Origin of the sequence: Conexibacter woesei DSM 14684 (genome assembly GCF_000025265.1) — a bacterium.
Taxonomy (GTDB): Bacteria; Actinomycetota; Thermoleophilia; order Solirubrobacterales; family Solirubrobacteraceae; genus Conexibacter; species Conexibacter woesei.
Map to the genome: position 1 here is coordinate 2188892 of NC_013739.1, position 23190 is coordinate 2212081.

Here is a 23190-nt window from a genome sequence, read left to right on the forward strand (position 1 = left end):
GCGTCGGCGCTCGGCGGCCTGCTCGCGATCGGCTGATTGATGAAGCGAGTGACAGGAGAGGCATGCCACGTCTGGAGAGCAAGGTGGCGCTGGTCACCGGGGCCGGTGCCGGCATCGGGCGCGCGAGCGCCCGGGCGCTCGCGGCGGAGGGCGCCGCGGTCATGGTCACCGACATCGACCTCGCGACCGCCGAGGGCGTCGTCGAGGAGATCGTGGGAGCGGGCGGGACGGCGGCCGCCCGGAAGCTGGACATCGCCCAGGAGGGCGAGTGGGTCGACACCGTCGCCGCGACGGTCGACCGCTTCGGGTCGTTGAGCATCCTCCACAACAACGCCGCGATGGTGGGCGAGGAGCTCACACGCGATCTCGACGTCGTGCAGATGGACGTCGAGCTGTGGGACAAGACGATGAGCATCAACCTGCGTGGCCCGATGCTCGGGTGCAAGCACAGCGTCCCCGCGATGGTGGAGTCCGGCGGCGGCTCGATCGTCAACACCGGCTCGATCTCGGGCCTGAGCGGCGAGATCATCCTGCACGCGTACGCCGCCTCGAAGGCCGGCGTCCACAGCCTGACGCAATGCGTCGCGACGACGTACGGGCCGCAGGGCGTGCGCTGCAACGCGATCGCGCCCGGGCTGATCTGGACGCAGGTGACCGAGGCGTTCTGGACTCAGGACGAGAAGGACGCCTGGTTCGAGCAACACCTGGGCGGCCGGATGGGAAGCCCGGAGGACATCGCCGAGGCGGTCGTCTACCTCGCATCCGACGGCGCAGAGCACGTCACCGGCCAGGTGCTGCGGATCGACGGCGGCTTCCTCAGCCACTACCCGACGGTCCCGCGCATCCGCGCGCTGAGAGCGGCCGCGGCGAGCGAGGGGAGCTGACGATGACGACCGCGCAAGCGCACCGCGAGACCCGGTTGACGAGCATGTTCGACGCGCTCGACCGCGGCGACGTGCCGACGTACCTGACGTTCCTCTCAGAGGATGCGTCGCTGCGGTTCGGCAACACCGAGCCGGTCGTCGGGCGCGCCGCGATCAAGGCGTCGCTGGACGACTTCTACACGACGTTCAGAACGGTCCGCCACGACCATGTCGCGACCTGGACCGGCCCGGACGGTGCGGCGGTCGAAGCGGACGTCACCTACGAGAAGCTGGACGGCACGGAGGCCCACGTGCACGCGGTGACGATCTGCCGCTTCAACGGCGACGACGAGGTCGCCGACTACCGCATCTTCGTCGACCTGGCGCCGCTCTTCGCGGCCTGAGCCGCGCGCGAGCGCCGCCGGACGTCGTCAACGCGGCCCGTTCGCGGGCCGCCACCGAGGAGGAGAGAACGATGGATGTCACACGGACGAACCGTGGGCTGCTTCGCCGTGCCGCGGCGCTGGCGGCCCTCGCGAGCTGCGTCGCCCTTGCCGCGTGCGGCGGATCGAGCAGCAGCGACGAGCCGGCCGGCAGCGCGACAGCAACCGCGAGAGCGGCCGCTGGCGCGAAGGGCCCGATCACGCTGCCGACCGGCAAGGTGAAGTGCGGCGAGACGCCCAACGGCGACGACCCCTGCCTCGTCCCCGCCGCGCCGCCGGAGGGCGAGGAGGTCCGCATCGGCTTCTTCGCGCTGGCCAACAACACGTTCGCGTCCGCGGCGGAGAAGGGGGTCCGCGAGACGGCGAGCAAGTACGGCGCAACGGTCACCACGCTGCTGAACCCGTTCAACCCCTCCGTCCAGCAGGCGCAGTTGCGCGACTCGATCGCGGCGAACAAGTTCGACGCGTACATCGTCGAGCCGGTCAACCCGCCGGCGCTCGCGCCGCTGTTCAAGCAGTTGATCGACAAGGGCATCCCCGTGACGACGTTCGGGCTGACGAACGGCCCCGACGACTCGACGGCGAGAATCCAGCTCGAAGGGCAGACGCTGCAGACGTCCCGCACGCCCGTGTCCCAGGGCCAGGATGCCGCGAAGGCCGCCGTCGAGGCGTGTGACGGCAAGGACCCGTGCAAGGTCGCGATCCTCCGCGGCACCGCGGTGCTCGCGTTCGACACCAACATGGCGAAGGCGCTCACGGCCGAGCTCGACAAGAGCAGCAACGTCGACGTCGTCGCGACCGGGTTCGGCCAGTACCTCGGCGGTCCCTCGCGCACGGCGATGCAGAACATCCTCACGGCCGAGCCCGACGTCGACGTGCTCGTCACGCTCGGCGACCAGATGACCGTCGGAGCCGAGCAGGCGATCAGAGCCGCGGGCAAGACCGACCAGATCAAGATCGTCTCGATGGGCGCGGGCACGACGGCGGCCAAGGCTGTCAAGGACGGCCGCTGGTACTCCTCGACGATGGTGCTCCCGCAGAACGAGGGCGTCCTCAACGCGGTCGCCGCGATCGCGGCAGCGCGCGGGCAGGAGATGTCGGTCGGGATCGCGTCGATCGACACCCGCGGCGAGCTGCCGCTCAACATCACGCGCGACAACACGGCCGAATGGCAGGAGTTCGTGCCGCAATGGTCCGGGCTGTAGACACGACCGACGTCGCGCCGCTGATCGAGCTGGCCGGCGTCGGCAAGCGCTTCGGCGAGGTCCGCGCGCTGTCGGGCGTCGACCTCGCGGTCGGGCACGGCGAGGTGCACGCGTTCGTGGGCGAGAACGGGGCCGGCAAGTCGACCCTCGTGAAGGTGCTGATGGGCGTCCACCGCCCCGACGACGGGACGTTGCGCGTCGACGGCCGCGAGCGTCACTACCACTCGCCGCACGACGCCCTCCAGGACGGCGTCGCCGGGATCGCGCAGGAGATCTCGCTCGTCCCGCAGCGGTCGGTGATGGAGAACGTGTTCCTCGGCCGCGAGCCGCGCCGCGCGGGTGTCATCGACACCCGCGCGCTGCGGCGCCGGCTGGTCGAGCTGCAGGCGCGCACGGGCTTTCAGATCCCGCCCGACGCGCGTGCGGGGTCGCTGTCGATCGCCGACCAGCAGCGCGTCGAGATCCTGCGCGCGCTCGCGCGCGACGCGCGGGTGATCGTGATGGACGAGCCGACCGCCGCGCTGAGCAAGACGGAGTCCGAGAAGCTGTTCGAGGTCGTCCGGCGCCTGCGCGCGGGAGGGACGACCGTGATCTACATCTCGCACTTCCTCCAGGAGGTGCTCGCGCTCGCCGACCGCGTGACGATCCTGCGCGAGGGCCGCGTCGTGCGATCCGGGGAGTCGGCGCGGGAGACGACCGACTCGCTCGTCACCGCGATGCTCGGCCGCGCGCTCGGCCAGGTCTTCCCGCCCAAGCGCCCGCCGGCGCCCGGCGCCCCGGTGCGGCTCGCGGTCCGCGACCTCAGCCGCGGTTCCGCGTGTCGCGACATCGGGTTCGACGTCCGTGCCGGCGAGATCGTCGGGTTCGCCGGGCTGGTCGGCTCCGGGCGCACGGAGATGGCGCGCGCGCTGATCGGCGCCGACCGCGCCGACACCGCGACGGTCGCGGTCGACGGCCGGCCGGTGCGGATCCGCGCGCCGAAGGACTCGATCCGCTGCGGCATCGCGTACCTGCCCGAGTCGCGCAAGGACGACGGCCTGATGATGAGCCGGCCGGCCGCCGAGAACATCACGCTGCCGCACCTGCGCGACATCAGTCGGGTCGGCGTCGTAACGGGCGCGAACGAGGCCAGTCGCTGCCTCGACCTGCTGCACCGCGTGAAGGCGACCGTCAAGGGGCCGCGCGACCCCGTGCGCGCCCTCTCCGGCGGCAACCAGCAGAAGGTCCTGTTCGCGCGCTGGCTGTTCTCCAAGCCGAAGGTCCTGATCGCCGACGAGCCGACCCGGGGCGTCGACCTCGGCGCGAAGGCGGCGATCTACGAGCTGATCCGCGAGCTTGCCGACGAGGGGATCGCGGTCGTCGTGATCTCGTCCGAGCACGAGGAGCTGATCGGCCTGTCGGACCGCGTCCTGGTGATGCGCGGCGGCCGGGTCGTGCGCGAGCTCGCGGACGACCAGATCACCGAAGACAACATCGTGTCCGCCGCGCTGACGGTGTGAAAGGACGACCATGTCTCCTCCTGAACAGACGGCCGCCGTGCCGTCGAAGCTGACCCCGACCAGCGTCCGCAGCCTCGGGCACCAGTGCGCCCAGCGCGGACGCGAGTACGGCGTCCTGGCGGTGTTCGCGGCGCTGTTCGTCGCGCTGTCGCTGTCCTCGGACGCGTTCCTGACGACGACCAACCTGCTCAACATCGTCGACCAGTGGGCGGCGATCGGGATCATCGCGCTCGCCGCCACGCTCGTGCTGATCTCGGGCGGCTTCGACCTGTCGGTCGCGGCCGTGTTCTCGGTCACCGGCGTCATCGCCGCCAAGCTGGCGACGTCGATGGGCGTCGCCCCGGCGCTGGCGCTCGGCGTCCTCTCGGGCCTCGGCTTCGGGCTGCTCAACGGGCTGGCGGTCGTCGGCTGGAAGGTCAACTCGATCATCGCGACGCTGGCGACCGGAATCGTCATCGGCGGCATCGCGACCAACCTCACCGGCGGGAACCTGATCACCGTCGCCGACACCGGCTTCACCGCGCTCGGGCAGAACGAGCTGCTGGGGATCACGCTGCCGACCTGGTTTTTCGCGATCACCGCCGTGCTGCTGGGCTTCCTGCTGCACAAGACCGTCTACGGCCGCTACGTCTACGCGGTCGGCGGCAACATCGAGGCGGCGAGACTGTCGGGCGTCCGCACCGGCCGGATCACGATCGCCGCGTACGGGATCTCCGGGCTGGCCGCGGGCTTCGCCGGCGTGATGGTCGCCTCCCAGCAGGCGACCGGTCAGGCCGGCGCCGCCCCGAACCTCGTCTTCGACGTCGTCGCGGCGGTGATCGTCGGCGGCACGAGCATCCTCGGCGGGTCGGGCGCGATCTGGCGCACGGTCGTCGGCATCGGCCTGCTCGCGCTGATCCAGAACGGCGCGACGCTGCTGAGCCTCGACGAGACCTACCGGCAGATGATCACCGGGGCGATCATCCTCTGCGCCGCGGCGATCGACGTGTGGGCGCGCAGCCGGACGGGCGGCGCGTAATCGAACTCTCAACGACGACCCACGAGAAAGGAGGCGCGACGATGGTGAAGTTCTTCGCGCTGATCACACGCAAGCCAGGTGTGGAGGCCGCGGCGTTCCACGATCACTGGCGCCACCCGCACGGAACGCTGTGCACCCGGATCTCGACGATTCGCAGCTACGTGCAGAGCCACCAGATCGACACCGAGCACCTCGGCGCGGGCCAGACCCGCTTCGAGGGCATCGCGGAAGCGTGGCTGGACAACGTCGCCGACGGGCTCGGGATGGCCGACGAGCCGCAGTACGCCCAGTTCGTGCAGCCCGACGAGCCGGCGTTCGTCGACGTGCCGAAGCTCCAGTGGCTCTACACGACCGAGCAGGTGCTCGTCTCGCGGCCGGACCGCCGGACGGGCGCCGGCGAGGCCGACGCGCTGTGGCTGCACCTCGACCGGCCGCTGACCGTGAAGCTGCTGCAGTTGATCGAGGACGGCGACGACGTTCCCGCCGACGTCGGACGCGAGGCCGCGCTGGGCGCCCGGCTCGGCGCGCTGCGTCACGTCCGCTGCCGCGCACTGCCCGAGGCGCATGCCGGCGGCGCGCCGTTCGACTGCGTGCGTGAGCTGTGGTGGCCGACGCTGTCGGCGTTCGAGGACGGCGTCGCGAGCGACGGCGACGCCTGGGCCGAGCTGGTGCAGGGCCCCAAGCGCGCGGTGACGCTGCTCGCGCAGGCGGAGCGGCTGCTGTGAGCGGGCACGCAGGAGTGCCCGCCGAGCTGAGCGCGCAGGTGGCATGGCTCGTCGATCGCGCGCGGATCAGCGACCTGCTCCACAGCTACGCCCGCTGCGTCGACACGAAGGACTGGGACGGCTTCGTCGCCAACTTCACCGCGGACGCGGTGCTCGAGTACCCGTGGGAGGGGGAGTGGAGCCGGCACGAGGGCCAGGCCGGGCTGGCGGAGAAGCTCGACCGCAGCTTCAGCCGCTACCACGCGACCCAGCACATGTCGAGCAACCACCAGATCTCGATCGACGGCGACACGGCGCGGTCGACGTCGTACCTCCACAGCTCCCACATCCGCAGCGCGGAGGATCAGCAGGACCATTGGGACGTGGGGGGCTGGTACCACTGCGAGTACGTCCGCACCGCCGAGGGCTGGCGCTTCACGCACCTGGTGCTCGAGGCCGTCTGGCAGACCGACGGGGTCGCCGACATCCTCGAGGCCTGAGGACCCGTAGCACGCTCCCCGCCGGCTCGCGCCGGCGGGTGGGTTGTCATTTCCCATCGCATTGTGCATAATGCATTCTGCCAACCGGTGAAGGAGAGAGATAGAGATGGCATCGATCACGCGGAAGGGCGAGATCCCGTCGACGCCGCAGGGCTACGGCGACGGGACCTACGTCGACGAGGTCTTCACGCTGGACGGGTTCTTCGGCGACTGGGCGCACATCTGGCGGCACCGCAACCCCGCGACGCCGACGCGCTGGAGCGACGAGCGGATGATCTACAACGGCCTCGACAGCGGCGCGCTGGAGCCGACGGACCGCTCCGATCCGCGCGGCACGCCGATGACGCTGCTGACCGGCCCGGGAGCCAGCGTCTCGCTCTCGCGGCGCACGGCGTCGATGCCGTTCGCCGAGAAGAACGTCGACGCCAACCAGATCCGCTTCTACCAGCAGGGGAGCTTCCGCCTGGAGACGGAGCTGGGCCCGATCGAGGTCGAGGCCGGCGACTTCGTCGTCATCCCGAAGGGGATGATGTACCGCGAGATCGCGCTCACCGGCGACAACGCGATCGTCATCTTCGAGGTCGAGCGGTCGATCGCGCTGGCCGAGAAGCTGCAGGACCAGCTCGGCTTCGCCAGCCTCTTCATCGACTACTCGACGATGGAGCTGCCCGACCCCGCGGCGATCGACGGCGACGCGTCGGCCGAGACCGAGGTGCGCGTGAAGTACGACGGCGAGCACCACTTCGTCACGTACGACTTCGACCCGCTCTCCGACGTCGTCGGCTGGTCCGGCGACCCTGTCCTCTACAAGCTCAACGTCTGGGACATCCCGAGCCTCGGCAGCTCGGTCGGCTTCACGAGCCCTCCGTCCAACGCCGTCCTCTTCGCCGAGGACAAGTCGTTCTTCTTCAACGTGCTCGCCGCCAAGCCGTTCCCGTCCGAGCCCGCGCCGCGGTCCAGCTACGGCGCCTCCTCGCACATGAACGACTGCGACGAGGTGTGGCTCAACCATGTCGCGTCGATCGCGCCCGAGACCAACGGGCACATCTGGCTGTTCCCGCGCACGATCGCCCACCCCGGTCTCAAGGTCCCGCCGCAGTACCCCGAGAACCCGCCGAAGGCGATCCGCGAGATCAAGATCAACTTCGACACGACCGCGAAGCTGAGCTGGACGCCGGAGGCGAAGGCCGCGCTGCTGCCCGACCCGCTGACGGCGGTCTATACGAGCTTCTACGGCGCGCACGCCGGCGTGTCCGCCGACGAGGCGCTGGAGCACGTGCGACGCTGATGACCTCCACCCGCGAAGGCTGGGGTCCCGAGGGCCGCCGGGCGGCGGTCAGCGTCACGTTCGACAACCTCGGCGAGGCGCGCGACGTCGGCGAGGGGACGTGGCCGGTAGACCGCGCCCACGGCCGCCATCCCTCCGCGCTGCGGGCGCTGCCCGCGATCCTGCGGATGCTCGGCGGCCTCGGCGTGCGTGCGTCGTTCTACGTCGAGGGCTGGAACGCCGACGTCTACCCCGACCAGTTGCGGGCGATCGTCGAGGGCGGCCACGACCTCGGCCTTCACGGGTGGGTGCATGAGGCATGGGCCGGCCTGTCGCCCGGCGAGGAGGTGGCGCTGCTGGACCGGTCGATCGAGGCCGCGGCGCGCCAGCGGCTCGCGTTCGCCGGCTTCCGGCCGCCGGGCGGCGTCCTCGCGGCGCCTACGCTCGCGCTGCTGCGCGAGCGTGGGCTGCAGTACTGCTCCCCGCTCGGCGAGGCGGTCTCGCTGTCCGACGGCGTCGCGGTCCTGCCGTTCGAGTGGCAGGCGGTCGACGGCTACCACTACCTCGAGGAGCTGGCGTTGCTGCGCCGCAGCAACGGCGATCCCGTCGAGGTCGCGACGCCGGCGCGGTGCGCCGCGGCGCTCCGGCGCGCGCTGGCTGCGGTGGTCGACGGCGGGGGCTACACGGCGCTGACGTTCCATCCGTTCCTGATGCTCGACCCCGCCGCAGGCGTCGTCGCGGAGCAGTTGATCCGCGACGTCGCCGCCGACGAGCGCATCTGGTGCGCACCCAGCTCCGAGGTCGCCGCGTGGGTCACCGACCACGCGGGCGCGTTCGCGGGCGAGCCCGCGCTCGGCACCGCGCGCTGGAGATAGGTCAGTCCAGGACAACGAAAGGCATCATGCGTATCGCCCGATTCACCACCACTGCCAGCGACAGCGCGCGCGTCGGCCTGGTCCTCGACGAGCAGCTGCTCGACCTCTCGTACCTCGGGTACGACGACCCGGTCGCGCTGCTCGCGCTCGACGCGCGCGGCCGTGCGGAGCTGGCGGAGCGCGCCCGCGTCGACGCGGCGCGGGTCGATCGCTCCGAGGCACGGCTGCTCGCGCCGATCGCCCGGCCGCCGAAGTTCTTCGGCGTCGGCTTCAACTACCGCACCCACGTCGAGGAGCTGGGCGGTGAGGTCGATCGCGAGGACATGCGCCGCCTCGCGCAGGTCGGCGACGCGATGCGGGCGGGGTTCCCGTCGTCGCGCTTCGTGACCGTTTTCAACAAGCAGTCGAGTTGCGTCGTGGGACCCGACGACGACGTCTGGATGCCCTATGACGCCGACTGGGTCGACTTCGAGGGCGAGGTCGCCGTCGTGATCGGCCGCCGCGCCCGCCGCCTCTCGCCGGCGGACGCCGCGCAGGTCGTCGCGGGCTACCTGCTCTGCAACGACGTCTCCGTGCGCGAATGGCAGTTCGAGTCGCCGACGATCTGGCTCGGCAAGAGCTTCGAGACGCACGGCCCGCTGGGCCCGTGGATCACCACCGCCGACGAGATCGCCGACCTCGACGCGGTCGAGATCCGCACGTGGGTCAACGACGAGGAGCGCCAGCGCGGGAACCTCGGCGAGCTCGTCACCCCGATCCCGGAGATCGTCTCGCAGCTCTCGCATGTCTGCACGCTGGAGCCCGGCGACGTGATCGCGACCGGCAGCCCGGCCGGCGTCGGAATCTCCGACGGCCGCTACCTGAAGGTGGGCGACACGGTCCGCATCGAGGCCGCGGAGCTGGGGGTGCTGCGCAACACCGTCGTCGCCGAGCCGGGCGCTCCGGCGTCCGCGGGTCGCGACGTCGACCGTTCCGCGGCATGACGGCGCTGTTCGACGCGGAGACGATCGGCGGCTACCTGCGCGAGTGCGGCATCCTCGACGACAGCGCGGCCGTCGCCGCGACACCGATGGGCGGCGGCATCTCCAACGCCGTCCTGCTGGTCGAGACCGATCGCGGCGACCGCTTCGTCGTCAAGCAGGCGCGCGACCGCCTCGCGGTCGACGCCGACTGGCACATCGACCGGCGCCGCGCGCTCAACGAGGCGCGCTGCCTGCGCTACCTCGGCGAGATCCTGCCGCCCGAAAGCGTGCCGCGCGTGCTCTTCACCGACGAGCAGGCGTCGCTGATCGGCATCTCGATCGTCCCGGCCGGCGGCGCGATCTGGAAGCAGGAGCTGCTGGAGGGCAGCATCTCCTCGCTCACCGCGCTGCGTGTCGGCACGCTCCTGGCGACGGTCCACGCCGTCAGCGCAGAGGACCCCCGCGTAGCACGTGACTTCGACAACCCGGACCTGCTCGAGCAGGGCCGCATCACGCCGTACCACCGCACCGCCGCCGCGGCGCATCCGCGCCTGGCAGCTGCGATCGGCGAGGAGATCGAGCGGCTCGCGGCGACCCGCCGCTCGCTGGTGCTGGGCGACGTCTCGCCGAAGAACGTCTTCGTCTACCCCGATCGCGTCGTCTTCTTCGACGTCGAGATCGCCCACTGGGGCGATCCCGCCTTCGACGTCGCGTTCTGCCTCAGCCACCTCGTGCTGAAGGCGCTGCTGCTCGGTGTGCATCGCGCCGAGCTGCTCGGTGCGGCAGCCGACCTGTGGACGGCGTACCGCGCCGTCGTGCCGGACTGGCCGGACCTGGAGCGCCACGTGATCGCCGAGCTGGGCTGCCTGCTGCTGGCGCGCATCGACGGCCGCTCGCCGGTCGAGTATGCGCGCGACGACGCCGGCCGCGCGGCGGTGCGCGGCCTCGCCGAGCGGCTGCTGCTGCACCCGCCCGCCGGCGTGCACGCCGCGATCGATGACCTGCGACCGGATCCAGTGCGTCAAACCGACGAGAGGAGCGCGGCATGAGCCGCATCGCCACCGTCCGCGGCCGCGAGGTGCTCGACTCGCGCGGCCGCCCGACCGTCGAGGCCGAGGTCGTCCTCGACGACGGCGTGCGCGTGCACGCCAGCGTCCCGTCGGGCGCGTCGACCGGCCGGCACGAGGCCCACGAGCTGCGCGACGGCGACCTCTCCCGGTACCGCGGCCGCGGCGTCCGCACGGCCGTCGCGAACGTCCGCGACCTGCTCGAGCCCGCGGTCGCGGGACTCGATCCGACGCGGCAGGAGGAGGTCGACGCCGCGCTGATCGCCGCCGACGGCACGCCCGAGAAGTCGCGTGCCGGCGCCAACGCCGTGCTCGCGGTCTCGCTCGCGGTCGCCCGCGCCGGGGCGTGCAGTCGCGGCATCCCGCTCTGGCAGCACCTGATCGGCGACGAGGATCCCGTCATGCCGCGCCCGATGATCAACCTGATCAGCGGCGGCCTGCACGCGCGCCGCAACCTCGACCTGCAGGACTTCCTGATCGTCCCGGTCGGCGCCGCGACCTATCCCGAGGCGCTGGAGGCGTCATCCGCCGTCATCGAGGCGACCGGCGAGATCCTGCGCGAGCGGGGCCTCTCGACCCTGCACGCCGACGAAGGGGGCTTCGGCCCCGCGCTGGCAGGCCACCGCGACGCGCTCGAGCTGGCCGCGACGGCGGTCGAGCGCGCCGGGCTGCGGCTCGGCGACGACGTCGCGTTCGCGCTCGACGTCGCCGCGACCCATTTCCAAGATCCGGCGACCGGCCTCTACGACCTGACGGCCGAAGGGCGCGTCGTCGACGCGGCCGGCATGGTGGACCTGCTCGAAGGCTGGATGCGCGAGTTCCCGATCGTCTCGATCGAGGACCCGCTGGCAGAGGACGACTGGGACGGCTGGAAGCTGGCCAGCGAGCGGCTCGGTCGCAGCGCCCAGGTCGTCGGCGACGACCTCTTCACCACGAACGCGACGCGCCTGCGCCGCGGCGTCCGCGACGGCGCCGCCAACAGCGTGCTGGTGAAGATGAACCAGATCGGCACGCTCTCCGAGACGCTGGCGCTCGCGGAGCTGGCGCGCGCGGCCGGCTACGGGATCGTCGTCTCGGCGCGCTCGGGCGAGACCGAGGACGACGCGCTCGCCGACCTCGCGGTCGCCGCCCGTGGCGGCCAGATCAAGGTCGGCTCGCTGACGCAGTCCGAGCGGCTGGCGAAGTACAACCGCCTGCTGCGGATCCTCGACGAAGTCGGCCCGCACACCGCGCTGCCGCGATGGGAGTGGGCGTGGGCGCGATGACGGAGCGGACGGTCCTGATCACCGACCACAGCTGGCCGACCGTCGAGATCGAGCGCGACGTGCTCGCGCGCGTCGGCGCGCGGATCGTCGAGCCGCGATCGGGCGACGAGCAGGAGCTGGTCGAGCTGGCCCGCGGCGCGAGCGCGATCATGACGTGCTTCGCGCAGGTGCCGGCGCGCGTGATCGACAGCGCGCCCGGGCTGCAGGTCGTCGGCCGGTTCGGGATCGGCGTCGACAACATCGCCGTCGACGCCGCCACCCGCCGCGGGATCCCGGTGACGAACGTGCCGGTCTACTGCCTCGACGAGGTCGCCGAGCACGTGCTGGCGCTCGCCCTCACGCTCCGCCGCCGCACGCTCGACTTCGACCGCGCCGTGCGCGACGGCGACTGGACGCTGAAGACGGGCATGCCGATGCACCGGATCAGCGGGCAGACGCTCGGGATCCTCGGCTACGGCAAGATCGGCGCCGCCGTCGCCGCGCGCGCCAGAGCGCTCGGAATGCACGTCGTCGCCAACAGCCGCTCCGTCCCCGCGGGGCGGACGTACGACGACGGGGTGGAGGCGGTCGACCTCGACGAGCTGGCCGCGCGGTCGGACGTGCTGACACTGCACGCGCCGCTCCTGGACGCCACCCGCCACGTGGTCGACGCGGCCTTCATCGCACGGATGAAGCGAACCGCGGTGCTGATCAACACGGCGCGCGGGCCGCTCGTCGACCAGGACGCGCTCGCCCGCGCGCTGCGCGAGGGGCGAATCGCAGGCGCCGGGCTCGACGTCTTCGATCCCGAGCACCTGCCGCCCGGCCACCCGCTGCTGTCGGCACCGAACGCGGTGCTGACGCCCCACGTCGCGTACTACTCAGAGGAGTCCGTCGCTGACCTGCGACGCGCGAGCGCCGAGGCGGTGGCAGCGGTCCTGGGCGGGCGTGCGGCGGCGTCGGTCGTCAACGCGGACGCGCTTGCCGCGCGAGCGGCGTAGCCGGTCGGCTACGCGCTCGGCGAGGCCGCGTCCTCGCTGAGCGCCGCCGCCAGGCGCTCAGAGACGACGTCGAGGGTGTGCTGGAGATGCGACGCCATCGCCTCCCGCGCGCGCGGCCCGTCGTGTGCCGCGAGCGCGGCGAAGATCGCCTCGTGCTCGGCCTGCGTCTCGCTCGAGTCGGGCACCTCCATCGCGAACAGCGTCGCGTAGGCGCGTGCAGCCGCGCGGAGGTCCTCGATCATCGCCAGCAGCTTCGCGCGGTGCGCCGCGCGGTAGATCCGCAGATGGAATCTGTGGTTGAGCGGGAGGTACTGCAGCGAGTCGGTGGTGTCGCGCATCTCGTCCAGGCAGGAGCGCAGGTCGCGCAGGTCGCGCTCGTCGAGCTGCTCGGCCGCCAGCTCGGCCGCAAGCGGCTCGAGCGCGATCCGCAGCTCGTAGTTCTCCCTCAGGTCGGTGACCGTCGGGCGGAAGACGACGACGCCCTTGTACTGGTCGCCCGTCACCAGCCCCTCGCGCTGCAGCGCGATGAACGCCTCACGCACCGGTGTCGTGCTGACACCGAAGCGCGCCGCGACGTTCTGCTGCCGCAGACGCTCGCCCGGTTCGAGCACACCCTGAAGGATCTCGTTTCGGAGACGCTCGGTTACGGCCTGAGCGCGTGTGAGGCCTGCCACGAGTTCGTCCACATAGTGCACAATACATTGCGGCGCGGGGGTCGGGCGCGCTCGGGAGCACGGCGTCGGCACGGTATGAGGCGGGCTGCGAGGGCATTCGCTCCGCAGCGGGTGCCGGCCGTCTCGAGGTCAGACCAGCCTGAGCTGGATGTCGACGCCGGTCGGCAGGCCGTCGAGCCGCTGGAGGGCGTTGACGGTCGCGGGCGTGGCGTCGCGGATCTCGATCAGGCGCTTGTGGGTGCGGATCTCGAAGTGCTCCTTCTGGTCCTGGAGCGTCGGTCCGGTCAGGACGGCCCAGCGCCGCGTGCGGGTGGGCAGGCGGATCGGGCCGCTCACTCTCGCTCCGGTCCGCTGCGCCGTCTCGATGATCCGGTCCTGCGCCTGCTCGACCATCGTCGTGTCGTAGCCCTTCAGGCGGATGCGGATCTTGGATGGCAGCGGCTGGGACACGCGGAGTCCTCGGGTCGGGAGGTGGAGCGGCCATTCCAGCCGGAGGGCGGCGAGCGGGACAGCACGAGCGGCTATTCACGCCATCGGGAAGAGGCGGGTGATCAATCGCGTCGATGACGCCATCGGCGACGCCGGCTGTCGTCGCGAGCCGATCCGCGTCATCCTGTGGCGCTGCTCGCGTCGCGCCGGGGAGCCCTCCGGCCGGGAAGGGACCCCTGCATGAACCTGCGCCATCTCACGACGTTCGTCACCATCGTCGAGAGCGGCACGCTCACCGAGGCGGCGCGTCGCCTGTACAAGACGCAGGGCGCCGTCTCGCACGATCTCAAGGAGCTGGAGTCCGCGCTCGGGCTCGCGCTGATCGACCGCTCGGGCCAGCGGATCCAGGTGACCGCCGCCGGCGAGACGCTGCTGCCGGTCATCACCGACGTGCTGCGCCGTGTGCGCGAGGTCGAGCGCGTCGGCCGGAAGCTGCGCGAGGGCGAGCTGGGCGTGGTGCGCGTCGGCACGCTGCCGTCGCTCGGGACGTTCGTGCTCGCCCATCTCGTCGAGTTCCAGCGCTCCTTCCCGGACGTCCGCTTCACGCTCTTCACCGAGCTGCAGACGGTGCTCGCCGACTGGCTCGCCGACGGGCGGATCGACCTCGTGCTCGCCCAACCCGAGCTGTCGTCGCGGCTGGAGGCGCACACGCTCGACGCCGAGGAGGCGTACGTCGTCGTCCCCAGCGACGACCCGCTTGCCGAGCGCGACACCGTCTGCGCCGAGGACCTCGTCGGGCGCCCGTTCATCGGGTTCGTGCGGGACACGCAGTCGACCCGCCTGGCGGAGGAGTTCTTCCGTCCGGTCGGCCGCTATCCGGACCCCGCGATCGAGGTCGAGGACTTCCGCCTGATGGCCGGGTTGATACGCCAGCGCCTCGGGATCGGGTTGATGCCAGCCTCCGCGCTCGTCGCCGAGGCGCCGGACGACCTGATCGGACTGCGCACCTCGCCGGCGCTGTCGCGGCCGCTCGTGCTGCTCACCGACATCCGCCAGCGCGACTCCTCCTCGGTGACGGCGCTGCGCGACCAGCTGCTCGAACGCTGGCGCGCCCCGGTGTACGGCGCGCCCGCCGGGGGCGCCGCCGCTCAGTAGTCCTCGGGTGAGAACGGCGCGCGCTCGCCGCGGAAGATCGCCGTCGCGCGCTCGATCGCGCCCGGCGTCAGCGACTCGACGCGTCCCGCGCGCTCCAGGTCGAGGAAGGTGAAGCCGCCGAGGTAGACGGTCGCGAGGTCGGCGACGGCGAGCCGCAGGTCGGCCGGCGCGTCGCCGGCCGGCGTCACGCCCGCCTGCCCGTCCCTGACCTCGAGCCGCCAACGGCCCGCGTTCCACGCGCAGAAACCGTCTTCGACCTCCAGCGTCAGCACGCCGTCGAGCGCGTAGCGGCGCCCCGCGAGCGCGGCGGGCACGTCGACGAGCCGCACGAACAGCCCGTCCTTGACGCGCATCCGCAGCCGCGCCGGCTCGCTCGCGAGCAGCAGCAGCGGGTGATCGGGCGCGACGTGCGGCGCCCGCACGCGGCCGACGAGGTCCATCGCCAGCAGGTAGCGCCACAGCTGCCGGCACGCCGCGGGCGAGCAGGCCATCTCCTCCTGCAGGTGCAGGACGCCGTCGGGGTAGCCGTCCGGCGACGCGTTCTCGATCCGGTAGAGCGCGTATGCCTCCGGGCGGCCGTCGCGCTCGATCACCGCGCGCTGAAGCGGGCCGCCGCCGCCGCGATAGCCCTCCTCGTCCGGGAGCGTCTTGTGCTCCCACCAGCCGCGCGTGCGCGAGTGGAAGCCCGGCGTGACGTCGCGCACGCGGTCGTAGACCCGCGGCAGCAGCGCAAGCGCCTCGTCGTGGCCGACGAGGCGGATCCGGCCGCCGTCCTCGCCGGGGACACGGACGCCGTGCGCGTCGACGCTCGCCGCCACGGTCCCGAGCCCGTAGCCGTAGCGCCCGTAGATCTCGGCCTCGGTCGCCTGCAGCACCGCGAGCGGCTCGCCCCAGGCGCGCACGTCGTCGAGCTGGCGGCGCATCAGCGCGGTCAGGATCCCGCGCCGGCGGTAGGCGGGGGAGACGCCGACCTCCGTCACGCCGGCGGCGGGCAGCTCCCCACCGGGGACCGACAAGGCGAAGGAGGCCGCGGCGACCGTCGCGACCGGCGTCGTGCCGTCGTACGCCGCGAGATTGCGCGACGGGTCGAGGTAGCCGCGGAAGTGCGGCAGCTCGTCGGGGTCGACCGCGGCGCCGAAGGCGGTCGCGGTCGCGGCGGCCCACGCCTCCAGCTCGTTGGCGCGCGGCGGCCGCACGTCGATCGCGGACGCGTGCGCGCCGCCGTCCCGAGGCGGGCGCGGGGCAGGGGGAGGGGTTCTCGAACTCATGCGAGCGCGGACGCTAGGGTGGCCCGCGCCGGTCTGTCAACGGCGCGACGGCGGTCATGAGCAGACGGGATCGGCTCATGACCGGGCCCGCGTGCGCCGGTCATCGAGAGTGTTGATGGGCACTGCGCCGAATCGGGGTTTCCCCGGCCCGGACGCGATGGTTGAGTGCCGGCCAATGAGAGCATGCCTGTTCGTAACCCCGACCGGCGAGACGGGCGTCGGTCGCATCGAAGGCGAGAGCGTCGTCGCCGTGAACGCGCCCGACGTGCCCGCCTACCTCACGACCGGTGGCGAAGACGTCGGCCAGCACATGCTCTGCGACGTCACGCTGCTCGCGCCCGTGCCACGCCCGCCGTCCGTCCGCGACTTCTACTGCTTCCACGGACACGCGAAGACGGCGATGGGCCGTCGCGGCAGAGAGGTGCCGCCGGAGTGGTACAGCGCGCCGCGCTTCTACTTCTCCAACGCGGTCGCGATCGTCGATCCCGAGCGTGAGGTGCGCTTCCCGGAGGCCTGCGCCGAGCGGGACTACGAGCTCGAGCTGGCCGCGGTCGTCGGGACGGACGGGCGCATCGCCGGCTTCACGATCATGAACGACTGGTCGGCGCGCGACCTCCAGCGCGAGGAGATGACGGTCGGCCTCGGCCCCGTCAAGGGCAAGGACTTCGCGACCAGCATCGGCCCGTGCGTGCTGAGCGCCGACGCCTTCCGCGGCCGCGACCTGCAGATGATCGCGCGCGTGAACGGCGAGATCCGGACCAAAGGGAGCAGCGGCCTGATGTACCACTCGTGGGAGAGCGTGCTCGCGCACGCCGCGCGCGACACGCGCCTGCAGCCGGGCGACATCCTCGGCTCGGGCACGGTCGACGGCGGGTGCATCCTCGAGCACGGCGACGGCCGCTGGCTCCAGCCCGGCGACGTCGTCGAGCTGGAGATCGAGGAGATCGGGGTGCTGCGCAACCGCGTCGCGCCGGAGGCGGGCGCGTGAGCTCCGTCGGAGCCGCGCTCGTCACCGGCGCGAGCCGGGGGATCGGGCGCGCGATCGCGCTCGAGCTCGCCGCCGAGGGCTACGACGTCGGCATCCTCTACCGCTCCGACGCGGCGGCCGCCGAGGCGACCGCCGGCGAGGTGCGCGCGCTCGGGCGGCGCGCCGTCACGCACGCTGCCGACCTGGGCGACCAGGAGGCCATCGCGCCGGCGGTCGGCGCGGTGTGGGAGGCGCTCGGTCCACTCGACGCGCTCGTCAACAACGCCGGCGCGCACCGCCGCACGCCGTTTCTCGAGATCGAGCGGGCGGAATGGGACAGGGTCCTCTCGCTCGACCTGGCGGCGCCGGCCTTCCTCGCCCAGGAGGTCGCCCGCCGCATGGTCGCGGACGGGCGGCCCGGATCGATCCTCAACGTCGGCTCGATCAACGGCTGCATCGCCTATGAGAACCTCGCCCACTACTGCGCGGCGAAGGGCGGGCTGCACATGCTCACGCGTGCGATGGCGCTCGAGCTGGCGCCGCGCGGCATCCGCGTCAACGCGATCGCGCCCGGCTTCGTCGAGACCGACCTCTCGCGCCCGCTGCTGCAGGACCCGGAGCGGCTGGCCGGCAAGTTGGCGCGGATCCCACTCGGCCGCGTCGGCCGGCCCGAGGAGGTGGCGCGGCTCGCCGTGCACCTGATCGACGCGCGGTCGGCGTGGATCACAGGCAACGTCGTGCTGATCGACGGCGGCCAGCACATCCACTGAGCGGCTGCGTTTTCACCGTGACAATTACGCTGCGTGGAATCAGCCGTGAGTGAGAGAGACCGCCGAACCTTGAATCCGCACGCCATCGACCGACGTGACTTCCTGCGCGCCGGCGCCGTGCTGGCCGCCGGCGCCGCCGGCGCCGCGGCGCTCGGCGCTGCGGGGTGCGGCGGCCGCGGGGCGGGGGCGAGCGGCGCCGTGGCGATCTCCTCTGACGCGCTCGGGCCGCGCGGCGGGACCGCGCGGCTGCTGCTCGGCGGCGGCGGGCCGCGGCTCGTGCTCGACCCCGCGACGCAGGTCAACGAGCCGGACGCGATCGTCGACGGGCTGCTCTACGACGGACTCGTGCGCCTGCACGACGACTGGCGGGTCGAGCCGCGGCTCGCGACCCGCTGGGAGTCCGACGCGGCGCAGCGCGTGTGGCGCTTCGAGCTGCGCGACGGGGTCACCTTCCACGACGGCCGGCCGCTGACGGCGAAGGACGTCGTCTACAGCCTCCGCCGTCTGCTGGACGAGCGGCTCGGCTCCGCGGTCTACCCGCGGCTCAACGGTGAGCTGAGGCCCGACGGCGTCCGCGCCGCCGGCTCCGGCGCCGTCGAGCTGCGGCTCACGCAGCCGGACGCCTTCCTGCCGGTCGCGCTCGGCGCCCGCCACTGCAAGATCGTCCCGGCCGGCACGACTGACTTCTCCCGCGCGATCGGGACGGGACCGTTCCGCCTGCGCTCGCTCGACCAGTCGAAGCTCAGCTTCGAGCTGGAGCGCAACCCGGGCTTCTGGCAGGAGGGGCTGCCGCGCCTGGACCGGATCGAGGGGATGCTCGCCAACGACCAGGCGTCGCTCGTGCAGTCGGTCGCGTCCGGCCGCTTCCACTTCGGCGGCTTCATCGACCCCTCGCTCGCGTCGAGCGCCGAGGCGAGCGGCGACGCGCGGCTGCTCGCGCACCGCTCCGCGCTCTTCAACGACCTCGTCGCGGCGGCCGACTCCGAGCCGTTCACGAACCCCGACGTGCGGACGGCGCTGAAGCTCGCGATCGACCGTGAGCAGATCCTGAGCCTCGCCTACAAGGGCCACGGCAGCATCGCCCACGACGTGCCGGTGCGGACCGCGGACCCGTTCTTCGCCGAGGGGCTCGCGCACCGCACTCGCGACGTCGACGAGGCGCGTCGGCTGCTGCGCCGGGCCGGCTACCCGAACGGCATCGACCTCGAGCTGCTGACCGCTCCCGCCGGCGCCGCAATGGTCGACATGGCGGTCGTGGCGAAGGAGAGCCTCGCCGAGGCCGGCATCCGCGTCTCGGTCCAGCAGCGACCGGCCGGCACCTACTACGACGCCGTCTGGTTGAAGGAGGCGTTCTACGTCGACACGTGGGTGCTGCGCCACCCGCTCGACGCGATGGCCGTGATGTTCGAGAGCTCCGCCCCGTGGAACGAGGCGAGACTGCGCTCGCCGCGGCTCGACGAGCTGCTGCGCGAGGCGCGCAGCACCGGCGAGCGGTCCGAGCAGGCGCAACTGCTCGGCGCGGCCCAGACGCTCGTCGCCGACCAGGCCGGCTTCGTCTGCCCGGCGTGGCTGGACGAGCTGTACGTCGCCAAGCCCGAGCTGGCCGGGGTCGGCTTCAACGCGACCGACCTCGTCGACTTCCAGCGAGCGTCGCTGGGCTGACCGCCCGGCTCCCCGTCATGCCCGCCCTGCTCCGCAGCCTGCTCGCGCTCCTCGCGACGCTCTGGCTGATCTCGATGCTGACGTTCGCCGCGACGAGCCTGCGCTCGCCGCAGGAGGTCGCACAGAGCGCGCTCGGGCGCGGCGTAGCGCAGGAGCAGATCGACGCGTTCGTCGAGCAGCAGGGGCTGGAGGGCTCGCTGCCGCGGCGCTACGGACGCTGGCTCGGCGACTTCGTCACCGGCGACTGGGGGACGTCGCCGATCACGCAGCTGCCCGTCGCGCAGGAGCTCGGCCCGCGGCTGCGCAACAGCCTGATCCTCGCCGTCGTCGCGCTGCTGCTCGCGCTGCCACCGTCGATCGCGATCGGGCTGGCGGTCGCGCGCCGCCGCGGCGGGCGCACCGACGTCGCCGTCACGACCGGCAGCGTCGTGCTCGCCGCACTGCCGGAGTTCGTCGTCGGCGTGGTGCTGATGTGGCTGCTCGCGGTGCAGGCCGGCCTGCTGCCGGTCGACAGCTCGGGGCTCGCGTTCGGCGGCCTCGGCGAGCAGGTCGAGGCGTTCGCGCTGCCGGCGCTGACGCTCGCGCTCGTGCTGGCCCCGCAGTTCGTCCGCATGGTGCGCGCCGCGGCGATCGACGTGATCGCGCAGCCGTACGTGCGGGCGGCGGTGCTGCGCGGCCTGCCGGCGCGGACGGTCCTCTGGCGGCACGTGCTGCCGAACACGGCTGGCCAGCTGGTGAACGTCGTCGCCGTCAACCTCGTCTGGCTGATCGGGGGCGTGATCGTCGTCGAGAACGTCTTCGCCTTCCAGGGCATCGGGCAGCGGCTCGTCACGGCGGTCTCGCAGGGAGACGTGCCGACCGTGCAGGCGCTCGCGATGGTCACCGGCGTCCTGTTCCTGGCGATCAGCGTCGCCGCCGACGCGATCGTCGCCCGCGTGGAGGCGGGCACGCGGTGAGACGCCGCGGCGGTTCGGCGATCCGGGCCGTGCTGCGCGCGCCCGAGGGGCGCATCGGCGCCGCGCTCGCGCTGCTCGTGCTCGCGATCGTCGTGCTGGGGCCGGCGCTCGCGCCGTACCCGCCCGAGAAGCTCGGCGTCGGCGCGCCGTCGGCCGGCCCCTCGGCCGAGCACCTGCTCGGCACGGACACGCTCGGGCGCGACGTGCTCAGCCGCGTGCTCTGCGGCGGGGCGTCGGTGATCGTGATCCCGCTGATCGCGGTGCTGCTCGCGCAGCTGGTCGGCGGCGGCCTCGGCCTCGCCGCCGGCTACCTCGGCGGGCGCTGGGACGCGATCCTCACCCGCCTGTTCGACGTCGTCATGACGCTGCCGCCGCTGCTGCTCGTGCTCGTGCTGATCGCCGGGCTCGGCTCGTCCGCGCCGGTGCTGGCGGTCGTCGTCGCGCTCGTCTTCCTGCCGCGCGCCGGGCGGATCGCGCGCGCCGCGACGCGCTCGGTCGCCGGCGCCGACTACGTCGTCGCGGCGCGGCTGCGCGGCGAGTCGGCCGGCTACGTCGTCGGCCGCGAGATCCTGCCGAACATCGCCGGCCCGCTGATGGCCGACGCCGCGCTGCGGCTCACCTACGCGATCATCTTCGTCGCGACGCTCAACTTCCTCGGGCTCGGCGTCCAGCCGCCCCGCCCGGACTGGGCCGTGATGATCAGCGAGGGGCGCGCGACGATCGCCGTCACGCCGCTCGGCGTGCTCGCCCCGGCGGTGGCGATCGCCGCCCTCTCGGTCAGCGCGAACCTGATCGCCGACGCGCTCACGGCGCACTGGTCGCCCGACGTGCGGCGCGCGGGAGTCCACTGATGGCCGCGCTCGAGATCGCCGGCCTGCGGGTCGGCTTCGAGCAGGCGCGCGGCGACGTGACGCCGGTCGTCTGGGACGTCGCACTCGACCTGCACGCCGGTCGCGTCACGGCGCTGGTCGGCGAGTCCGGCTGCGGGAAGAGCACCGTCGCGCTGGCGGCGATGGGCTACGTGGCGCCCGGCGGGACGCTGCTCGGCGGCCGCGCGCGGCTCGGCGACGTCGACCTGCTCGGGCTGCCGCCGCGCCGGCTGAAGTCGGTGTGGGGACGCCAGATCGCCTACGTAGGGCAGAACGCGTCACTGGCGCTCAACCCCGCGCTCACGGTCGGCCGTCACTTCGAGGAGGTGCTGCGCCGCCACGCCGGGATGCGCCGTCCGGCGGCGCGCGCCCGCACCGCCGAGCTGCTGGAGGCGGTGGCGCTGCCCGACCCGGAGGCCGCCCGGACGCGGCGCCCGCACGCCTTCAGCGGCGGTCAGCAGCAGCGGATCGCGCTGGCACTCGCGCTCGCCTGCCGGCCGGGAGTGCTGCTGCTCGACGAGCCGACCACCGGCCTCGACCCGACGACGCAGGCGCGCGTCGCCGCGCTGATCCGCGCGCTCGTGACCGAGCAGGGCGTCGCGACGCTGTTCGTCAGCCACGACCTCGGGCTCGTCGGCACGCTCGCGGACGAGATCGGCGTGATGTACGCCGGCGAGCTGGTCGAGCTGGGTGCGGCGGCCGACGTCGTCGCGCGGCCGGTCCATCCGTACGCCCGGGCGCTGCTGGAGGCGACGCCCCGGCTCGACGGGGGCGCGGTCCGCGGCCTGCCCGGGGCGCCGCCCAGCGCCGTCGTGCGTGACCGCTGCGCCTTCCACCCGCGCTGCGCGGTCGGCGACCACTCGTGCGCCGGTGCGCCGGTCATCTTGCGGCCGGTCGTGCCGGGCCATCTCGCGCGCTGCCTCAAGCCCGGTGCGGCGGCGCCCTCCGCGCCGGCCGCCGTCGTCCCGGCGGCGGCGCCGCCGGAGACGACGCCGCTGCTCGTCGCGCGTGACGTCGTCTGCCGCTACCCGCGCCGCGACCAGGCGGCGGTCGACGGCGTCTCGCTCCAGCTCGCGGCCGGCGAGACGATCGCGATCGTGGGGGAGAGCGGCAGCGGCAAGTCGACGCTGCTGCGCGCGCTCGCCGGCGTTCACCCGCTCGCGGACGGCGAGCTGACGCTCGACGGGCAGCCGCTCGCGCCCGCCGCCGCCGCGCGGCCGCGACAGGTGCGCGCGCGCCTCCAGCTCGTCTTCCAGAACCCCGACGCGTCGCTCAACCCGCGGCAGACGGTCGGCGAGATCGTGCGACGGCCGCTGCGGCTGCTGCGCGACGACGTCGGCCGCGAGCAGGAGGAGGCGGCCGTCGCCGCGCTGCTCGAGCGCGTGCAGCTGCCGGCCGCGTTCGCCGACCGCCGTCCCGGCCAGCTCAGCGGCGGGCAGCGCCAGCGCGTCGCGCTCGCGCGCGCGTTCGCCGCGCGGCCGCACGTGCTGCTGTGCGACGAGGTCACTTCGGCGCTCGACGTGTCGGTGCAGGCGGCGATCGTCGAGCTGATCGTCGAGCTGGCGCGCGAGCAGGGCACCGCGGTCGTGATGGTGAGCCACGACCTGCCGCTCGTGCGCTCGTGCGCACGGCGCGTGGTCGTGATGCGCGCGGGGCGCGTCTGCGAGGAGGGCGAGGTCGCGCGGCTGTTCGCCACGCCGCGCCACCCGTACACCGCCGAGCTGTTGGCCGCGTGCGCGGCACTCGAACCCGGCGCGGGGCGATCGGCCGCGTCGATGGCCTGAGGAGCATC

General features: G+C 72.9%; 23 protein-coding genes. 20 read left to right on the plus strand and 3 right to left on the minus strand.

Translation table 11 applies throughout. The features are described from left to right. Window positions 1–62 precede the first annotated feature (62 nt). From CWOE_RS10400 to CWOE_RS10460, 13 genes are all read left to right on the plus strand, one after another. Window positions 63–884: an SDR family NAD(P)-dependent oxidoreductase gene (locus CWOE_RS10400; RefSeq protein ID WP_012933562.1), complete on the plus strand. Its 822-nt coding sequence runs from the start codon at window positions 63–65 to the stop codon at window positions 882–884. Between the two features lie 2 nt (window positions 885–886). After that, a complete protein-coding gene (locus CWOE_RS10405) occupies window positions 887–1267 on the plus strand; it encodes a nuclear transport factor 2 family protein (RefSeq protein ID WP_012933563.1) in 381 nt (126 codons plus the stop codon). 71 nt (window positions 1268–1338) lie between these two features. After that, the gene (locus CWOE_RS10410; protein ID WP_012933564.1) at window positions 1339–2511 is read left to right on the plus strand and encodes a sugar ABC transporter substrate-binding protein; all 1173 of its coding nucleotides are present in this window, start codon (window positions 1339–1341) and stop codon (window positions 2509–2511) included. Continuing rightward, window positions 2496–4010 (plus strand): sugar ABC transporter ATP-binding protein, encoded by a 1515-nt coding sequence (locus CWOE_RS10415; protein ID WP_012933565.1) that lies wholly within the window; start codon window positions 2496–2498, stop codon window positions 4008–4010. The genes CWOE_RS10410 and CWOE_RS10415 overlap by 16 nt, the downstream gene beginning before the upstream one ends. Before the next feature lie 10 nt (window positions 4011–4020). Then, window positions 4021–5028 carry an ABC transporter permease gene (locus CWOE_RS10420; RefSeq protein ID WP_012933566.1) on the plus strand — a complete coding sequence of 336 codons (1008 nt, stop codon included), beginning with the start codon at window positions 4021–4023 and terminating at the stop codon, window positions 5026–5028. A 41-nt stretch (window positions 5029–5069) separates the two neighbouring features. Then, entirely contained in the window at window positions 5070–5753 is a 684-nt protein-coding gene (locus CWOE_RS10425) for an EthD domain-containing protein (protein WP_012933567.1), read from the plus strand. Beyond that, a complete protein-coding gene (locus CWOE_RS10430) occupies window positions 5750–6232 on the plus strand; it encodes a nuclear transport factor 2 family protein (RefSeq protein ID WP_012933568.1) in 483 nt (160 codons plus the stop codon). Before CWOE_RS10425 ends, CWOE_RS10430 begins: the two co-directional genes overlap by 4 nt. A 106-nt stretch (window positions 6233–6338) precedes the next feature. Beyond that, window positions 6339–7520 carry a homogentisate 1,2-dioxygenase gene (locus CWOE_RS10435; protein ID WP_012933569.1) on the plus strand — a complete coding sequence of 394 codons (1182 nt, stop codon included), beginning with the start codon at window positions 6339–6341 and terminating at the stop codon, window positions 7518–7520. Beyond that, window positions 7520–8374, plus strand: a complete 855-nt coding sequence (locus CWOE_RS10440; protein ID WP_012933570.1) for a polysaccharide deacetylase family protein — start codon at window positions 7520–7522, stop codon at window positions 8372–8374. Before CWOE_RS10435 ends, CWOE_RS10440 begins: the two co-directional genes overlap by 1 nt. A 26-nt stretch (window positions 8375–8400) precedes the next feature. After that, window positions 8401–9357, plus strand: a complete 957-nt coding sequence (locus CWOE_RS10445; RefSeq protein WP_012933571.1) for a fumarylacetoacetate hydrolase family protein — start codon at window positions 8401–8403, stop codon at window positions 9355–9357. Continuing rightward, window positions 9354–10385 (plus strand): phosphotransferase family protein, encoded by a 1032-nt coding sequence (locus CWOE_RS33435; protein ID WP_012933572.1) that lies wholly within the window; start codon window positions 9354–9356, stop codon window positions 10383–10385. The genes CWOE_RS10445 and CWOE_RS33435 overlap by 4 nt, the downstream gene beginning before the upstream one ends. Continuing rightward, entirely contained in the window at window positions 10382–11668 is a 1287-nt protein-coding gene (gene eno / locus CWOE_RS10455) for a phosphopyruvate hydratase (RefSeq protein WP_012933573.1), read from the plus strand. Before CWOE_RS33435 ends, eno begins: the two co-directional genes overlap by 4 nt. Beyond that, window positions 11665–12648: a phosphoglycerate dehydrogenase family protein gene (locus tag CWOE_RS10460; protein ID WP_041732124.1), complete on the plus strand. Its 984-nt coding sequence runs from the start codon at window positions 11665–11667 to the stop codon at window positions 12646–12648. Before eno ends, CWOE_RS10460 begins: the two co-directional genes overlap by 4 nt. Window positions 12649–12656: 8 nt before the next feature. Here CWOE_RS10460 and CWOE_RS10465 read toward each other — a convergent pair whose 3' ends face one another. Then, window positions 12657–13394, minus strand: a complete 738-nt coding sequence (locus tag CWOE_RS10465) for a GntR family transcriptional regulator (RefSeq protein WP_012933575.1) — start codon at window positions 13392–13394, stop codon at window positions 12657–12659. Between the two features lie 57 nt (window positions 13395–13451). Continuing rightward, entirely contained in the window at window positions 13452–13772 is a 321-nt protein-coding gene (rpsJ, locus tag CWOE_RS10470) for a 30S ribosomal protein S10 (RefSeq protein ID WP_012933576.1), read from the minus strand. Window positions 13773–13991: 219 nt separating this feature from the next. On the opposite strand from rpsJ, the gene CWOE_RS10475 reads away from it, so the two are divergent. After that, entirely contained in the window at window positions 13992–14906 is a 915-nt protein-coding gene (locus CWOE_RS10475; RefSeq protein ID WP_012933577.1) for a LysR family transcriptional regulator, read from the plus strand. Here the strand turns inward: CWOE_RS10475 and CWOE_RS10480 are convergent. Further along, a complete protein-coding gene (locus CWOE_RS10480; protein WP_012933578.1) occupies window positions 14900–16174 on the minus strand; it encodes a GNAT family N-acetyltransferase in 1275 nt (424 codons plus the stop codon). The genes CWOE_RS10475 and CWOE_RS10480 overlap by 7 nt on opposite strands. A gap of 175 nt (window positions 16175–16349) precedes the next feature. Between CWOE_RS10480 and CWOE_RS10485 the strand changes: the two genes are divergently transcribed. The 6 genes from CWOE_RS10485 (at window position 16350) to CWOE_RS10510 (ending at window position 23182) form a co-directional block, all read left to right on the plus strand. Continuing rightward, a complete protein-coding gene (locus CWOE_RS10485; protein ID WP_012933579.1) occupies window positions 16350–17162 on the plus strand; it encodes a fumarylacetoacetate hydrolase family protein in 813 nt (270 codons plus the stop codon). Further along, window positions 17159–17911 (plus strand): SDR family NAD(P)-dependent oxidoreductase, encoded by a 753-nt coding sequence (locus tag CWOE_RS10490; RefSeq protein WP_012933580.1) that lies wholly within the window; start codon window positions 17159–17161, stop codon window positions 17909–17911. Before CWOE_RS10485 ends, CWOE_RS10490 begins: the two co-directional genes overlap by 4 nt. Before the next feature lie 69 nt (window positions 17912–17980). Beyond that, window positions 17981–19573: an ABC transporter substrate-binding protein gene (locus CWOE_RS10495; RefSeq protein WP_148260971.1), complete on the plus strand. Its 1593-nt coding sequence runs from the start codon at window positions 17981–17983 to the stop codon at window positions 19571–19573. Between the two features lie 17 nt (window positions 19574–19590). Further along, window positions 19591–20529 (plus strand): ABC transporter permease, encoded by a 939-nt coding sequence (locus CWOE_RS10500; protein WP_012933582.1) that lies wholly within the window; start codon window positions 19591–19593, stop codon window positions 20527–20529. Further along, on the plus strand, window positions 20526–21380 hold the full coding sequence (locus CWOE_RS10505; protein ID WP_012933583.1) for an ABC transporter permease: 855 nt from the start codon (window positions 20526–20528) through the stop codon (window positions 21378–21380). Before CWOE_RS10500 ends, CWOE_RS10505 begins: the two co-directional genes overlap by 4 nt. Continuing rightward, window positions 21380–23182 carry a dipeptide ABC transporter ATP-binding protein gene (locus CWOE_RS10510; RefSeq protein WP_012933584.1) on the plus strand — a complete coding sequence of 601 codons (1803 nt, stop codon included), beginning with the start codon at window positions 21380–21382 and terminating at the stop codon, window positions 23180–23182. The genes CWOE_RS10505 and CWOE_RS10510 overlap by 1 nt, the downstream gene beginning before the upstream one ends. The last annotated feature ends 8 nt before the right edge of the window (window positions 23183–23190 follow it).

Bases quoted from the DNA above. Each gene is read 5' to 3' on its own strand.
- CWOE_RS10400 (WP_012933562.1), top strand. From the start codon at position 63: ATGCCACGTCTGGAGAGCAAGGTGGCGCTGGTCACCGGGGCCGGTGCC.
- CWOE_RS10405 (WP_012933563.1), top strand. From the start codon at position 887: ATGACGACCGCGCAAGCGCACCGCGAGACCCGGTTGACGAGCATGTTC.
- CWOE_RS10410 (WP_012933564.1), top strand. From the start codon at position 1,339: ATGGATGTCACACGGACGAACCGTGGGCTGCTTCGCCGTGCCGCGGCG.
- CWOE_RS10415 (WP_012933565.1), top strand. From the start codon at position 2,496: ATGGTCCGGGCTGTAGACACGACCGACGTCGCGCCGCTGATCGAGCTG.
- CWOE_RS10420 (WP_012933566.1), top strand. From the start codon at position 4,021: ATGTCTCCTCCTGAACAGACGGCCGCCGTGCCGTCGAAGCTGACCCCG.
- CWOE_RS10425 (WP_012933567.1), top strand. From the start codon at position 5,070: ATGGTGAAGTTCTTCGCGCTGATCACACGCAAGCCAGGTGTGGAGGCC.
- CWOE_RS10435 (WP_012933569.1), top strand. From the start codon at position 6,339: ATGGCATCGATCACGCGGAAGGGCGAGATCCCGTCGACGCCGCAGGGC.
- CWOE_RS10440 (WP_012933570.1), top strand. From the start codon at position 7,520: ATGACCTCCACCCGCGAAGGCTGGGGTCCCGAGGGCCGCCGGGCGGCG.
- CWOE_RS10445 (WP_012933571.1), top strand. From the start codon at position 8,401: ATGCGTATCGCCCGATTCACCACCACTGCCAGCGACAGCGCGCGCGTC.
- CWOE_RS33435 (WP_012933572.1), top strand. From the start codon at position 9,354: ATGACGGCGCTGTTCGACGCGGAGACGATCGGCGGCTACCTGCGCGAG.
- eno (WP_012933573.1), top strand. From the start codon at position 10,382: ATGAGCCGCATCGCCACCGTCCGCGGCCGCGAGGTGCTCGACTCGCGC.
- CWOE_RS10460 (WP_041732124.1), top strand. From the start codon at position 11,665: ATGACGGAGCGGACGGTCCTGATCACCGACCACAGCTGGCCGACCGTC.
- CWOE_RS10475 (WP_012933577.1), top strand. From the start codon at position 13,992: ATGAACCTGCGCCATCTCACGACGTTCGTCACCATCGTCGAGAGCGGC.
- CWOE_RS10480 (WP_012933578.1), bottom strand. From the start codon at position 16,174: ATGAGTTCGAGAACCCCTCCCCCTGCCCCGCGCCCGCCTCGGGACGGC.
- CWOE_RS10485 (WP_012933579.1), top strand. From the start codon at position 16,350: ATGAGAGCATGCCTGTTCGTAACCCCGACCGGCGAGACGGGCGTCGGT.
- CWOE_RS10500 (WP_012933582.1), top strand. From the start codon at position 19,591: ATGCCCGCCCTGCTCCGCAGCCTGCTCGCGCTCCTCGCGACGCTCTGG.
- CWOE_RS10510 (WP_012933584.1), top strand. From the start codon at position 21,380: ATGGCCGCGCTCGAGATCGCCGGCCTGCGGGTCGGCTTCGAGCAGGCG.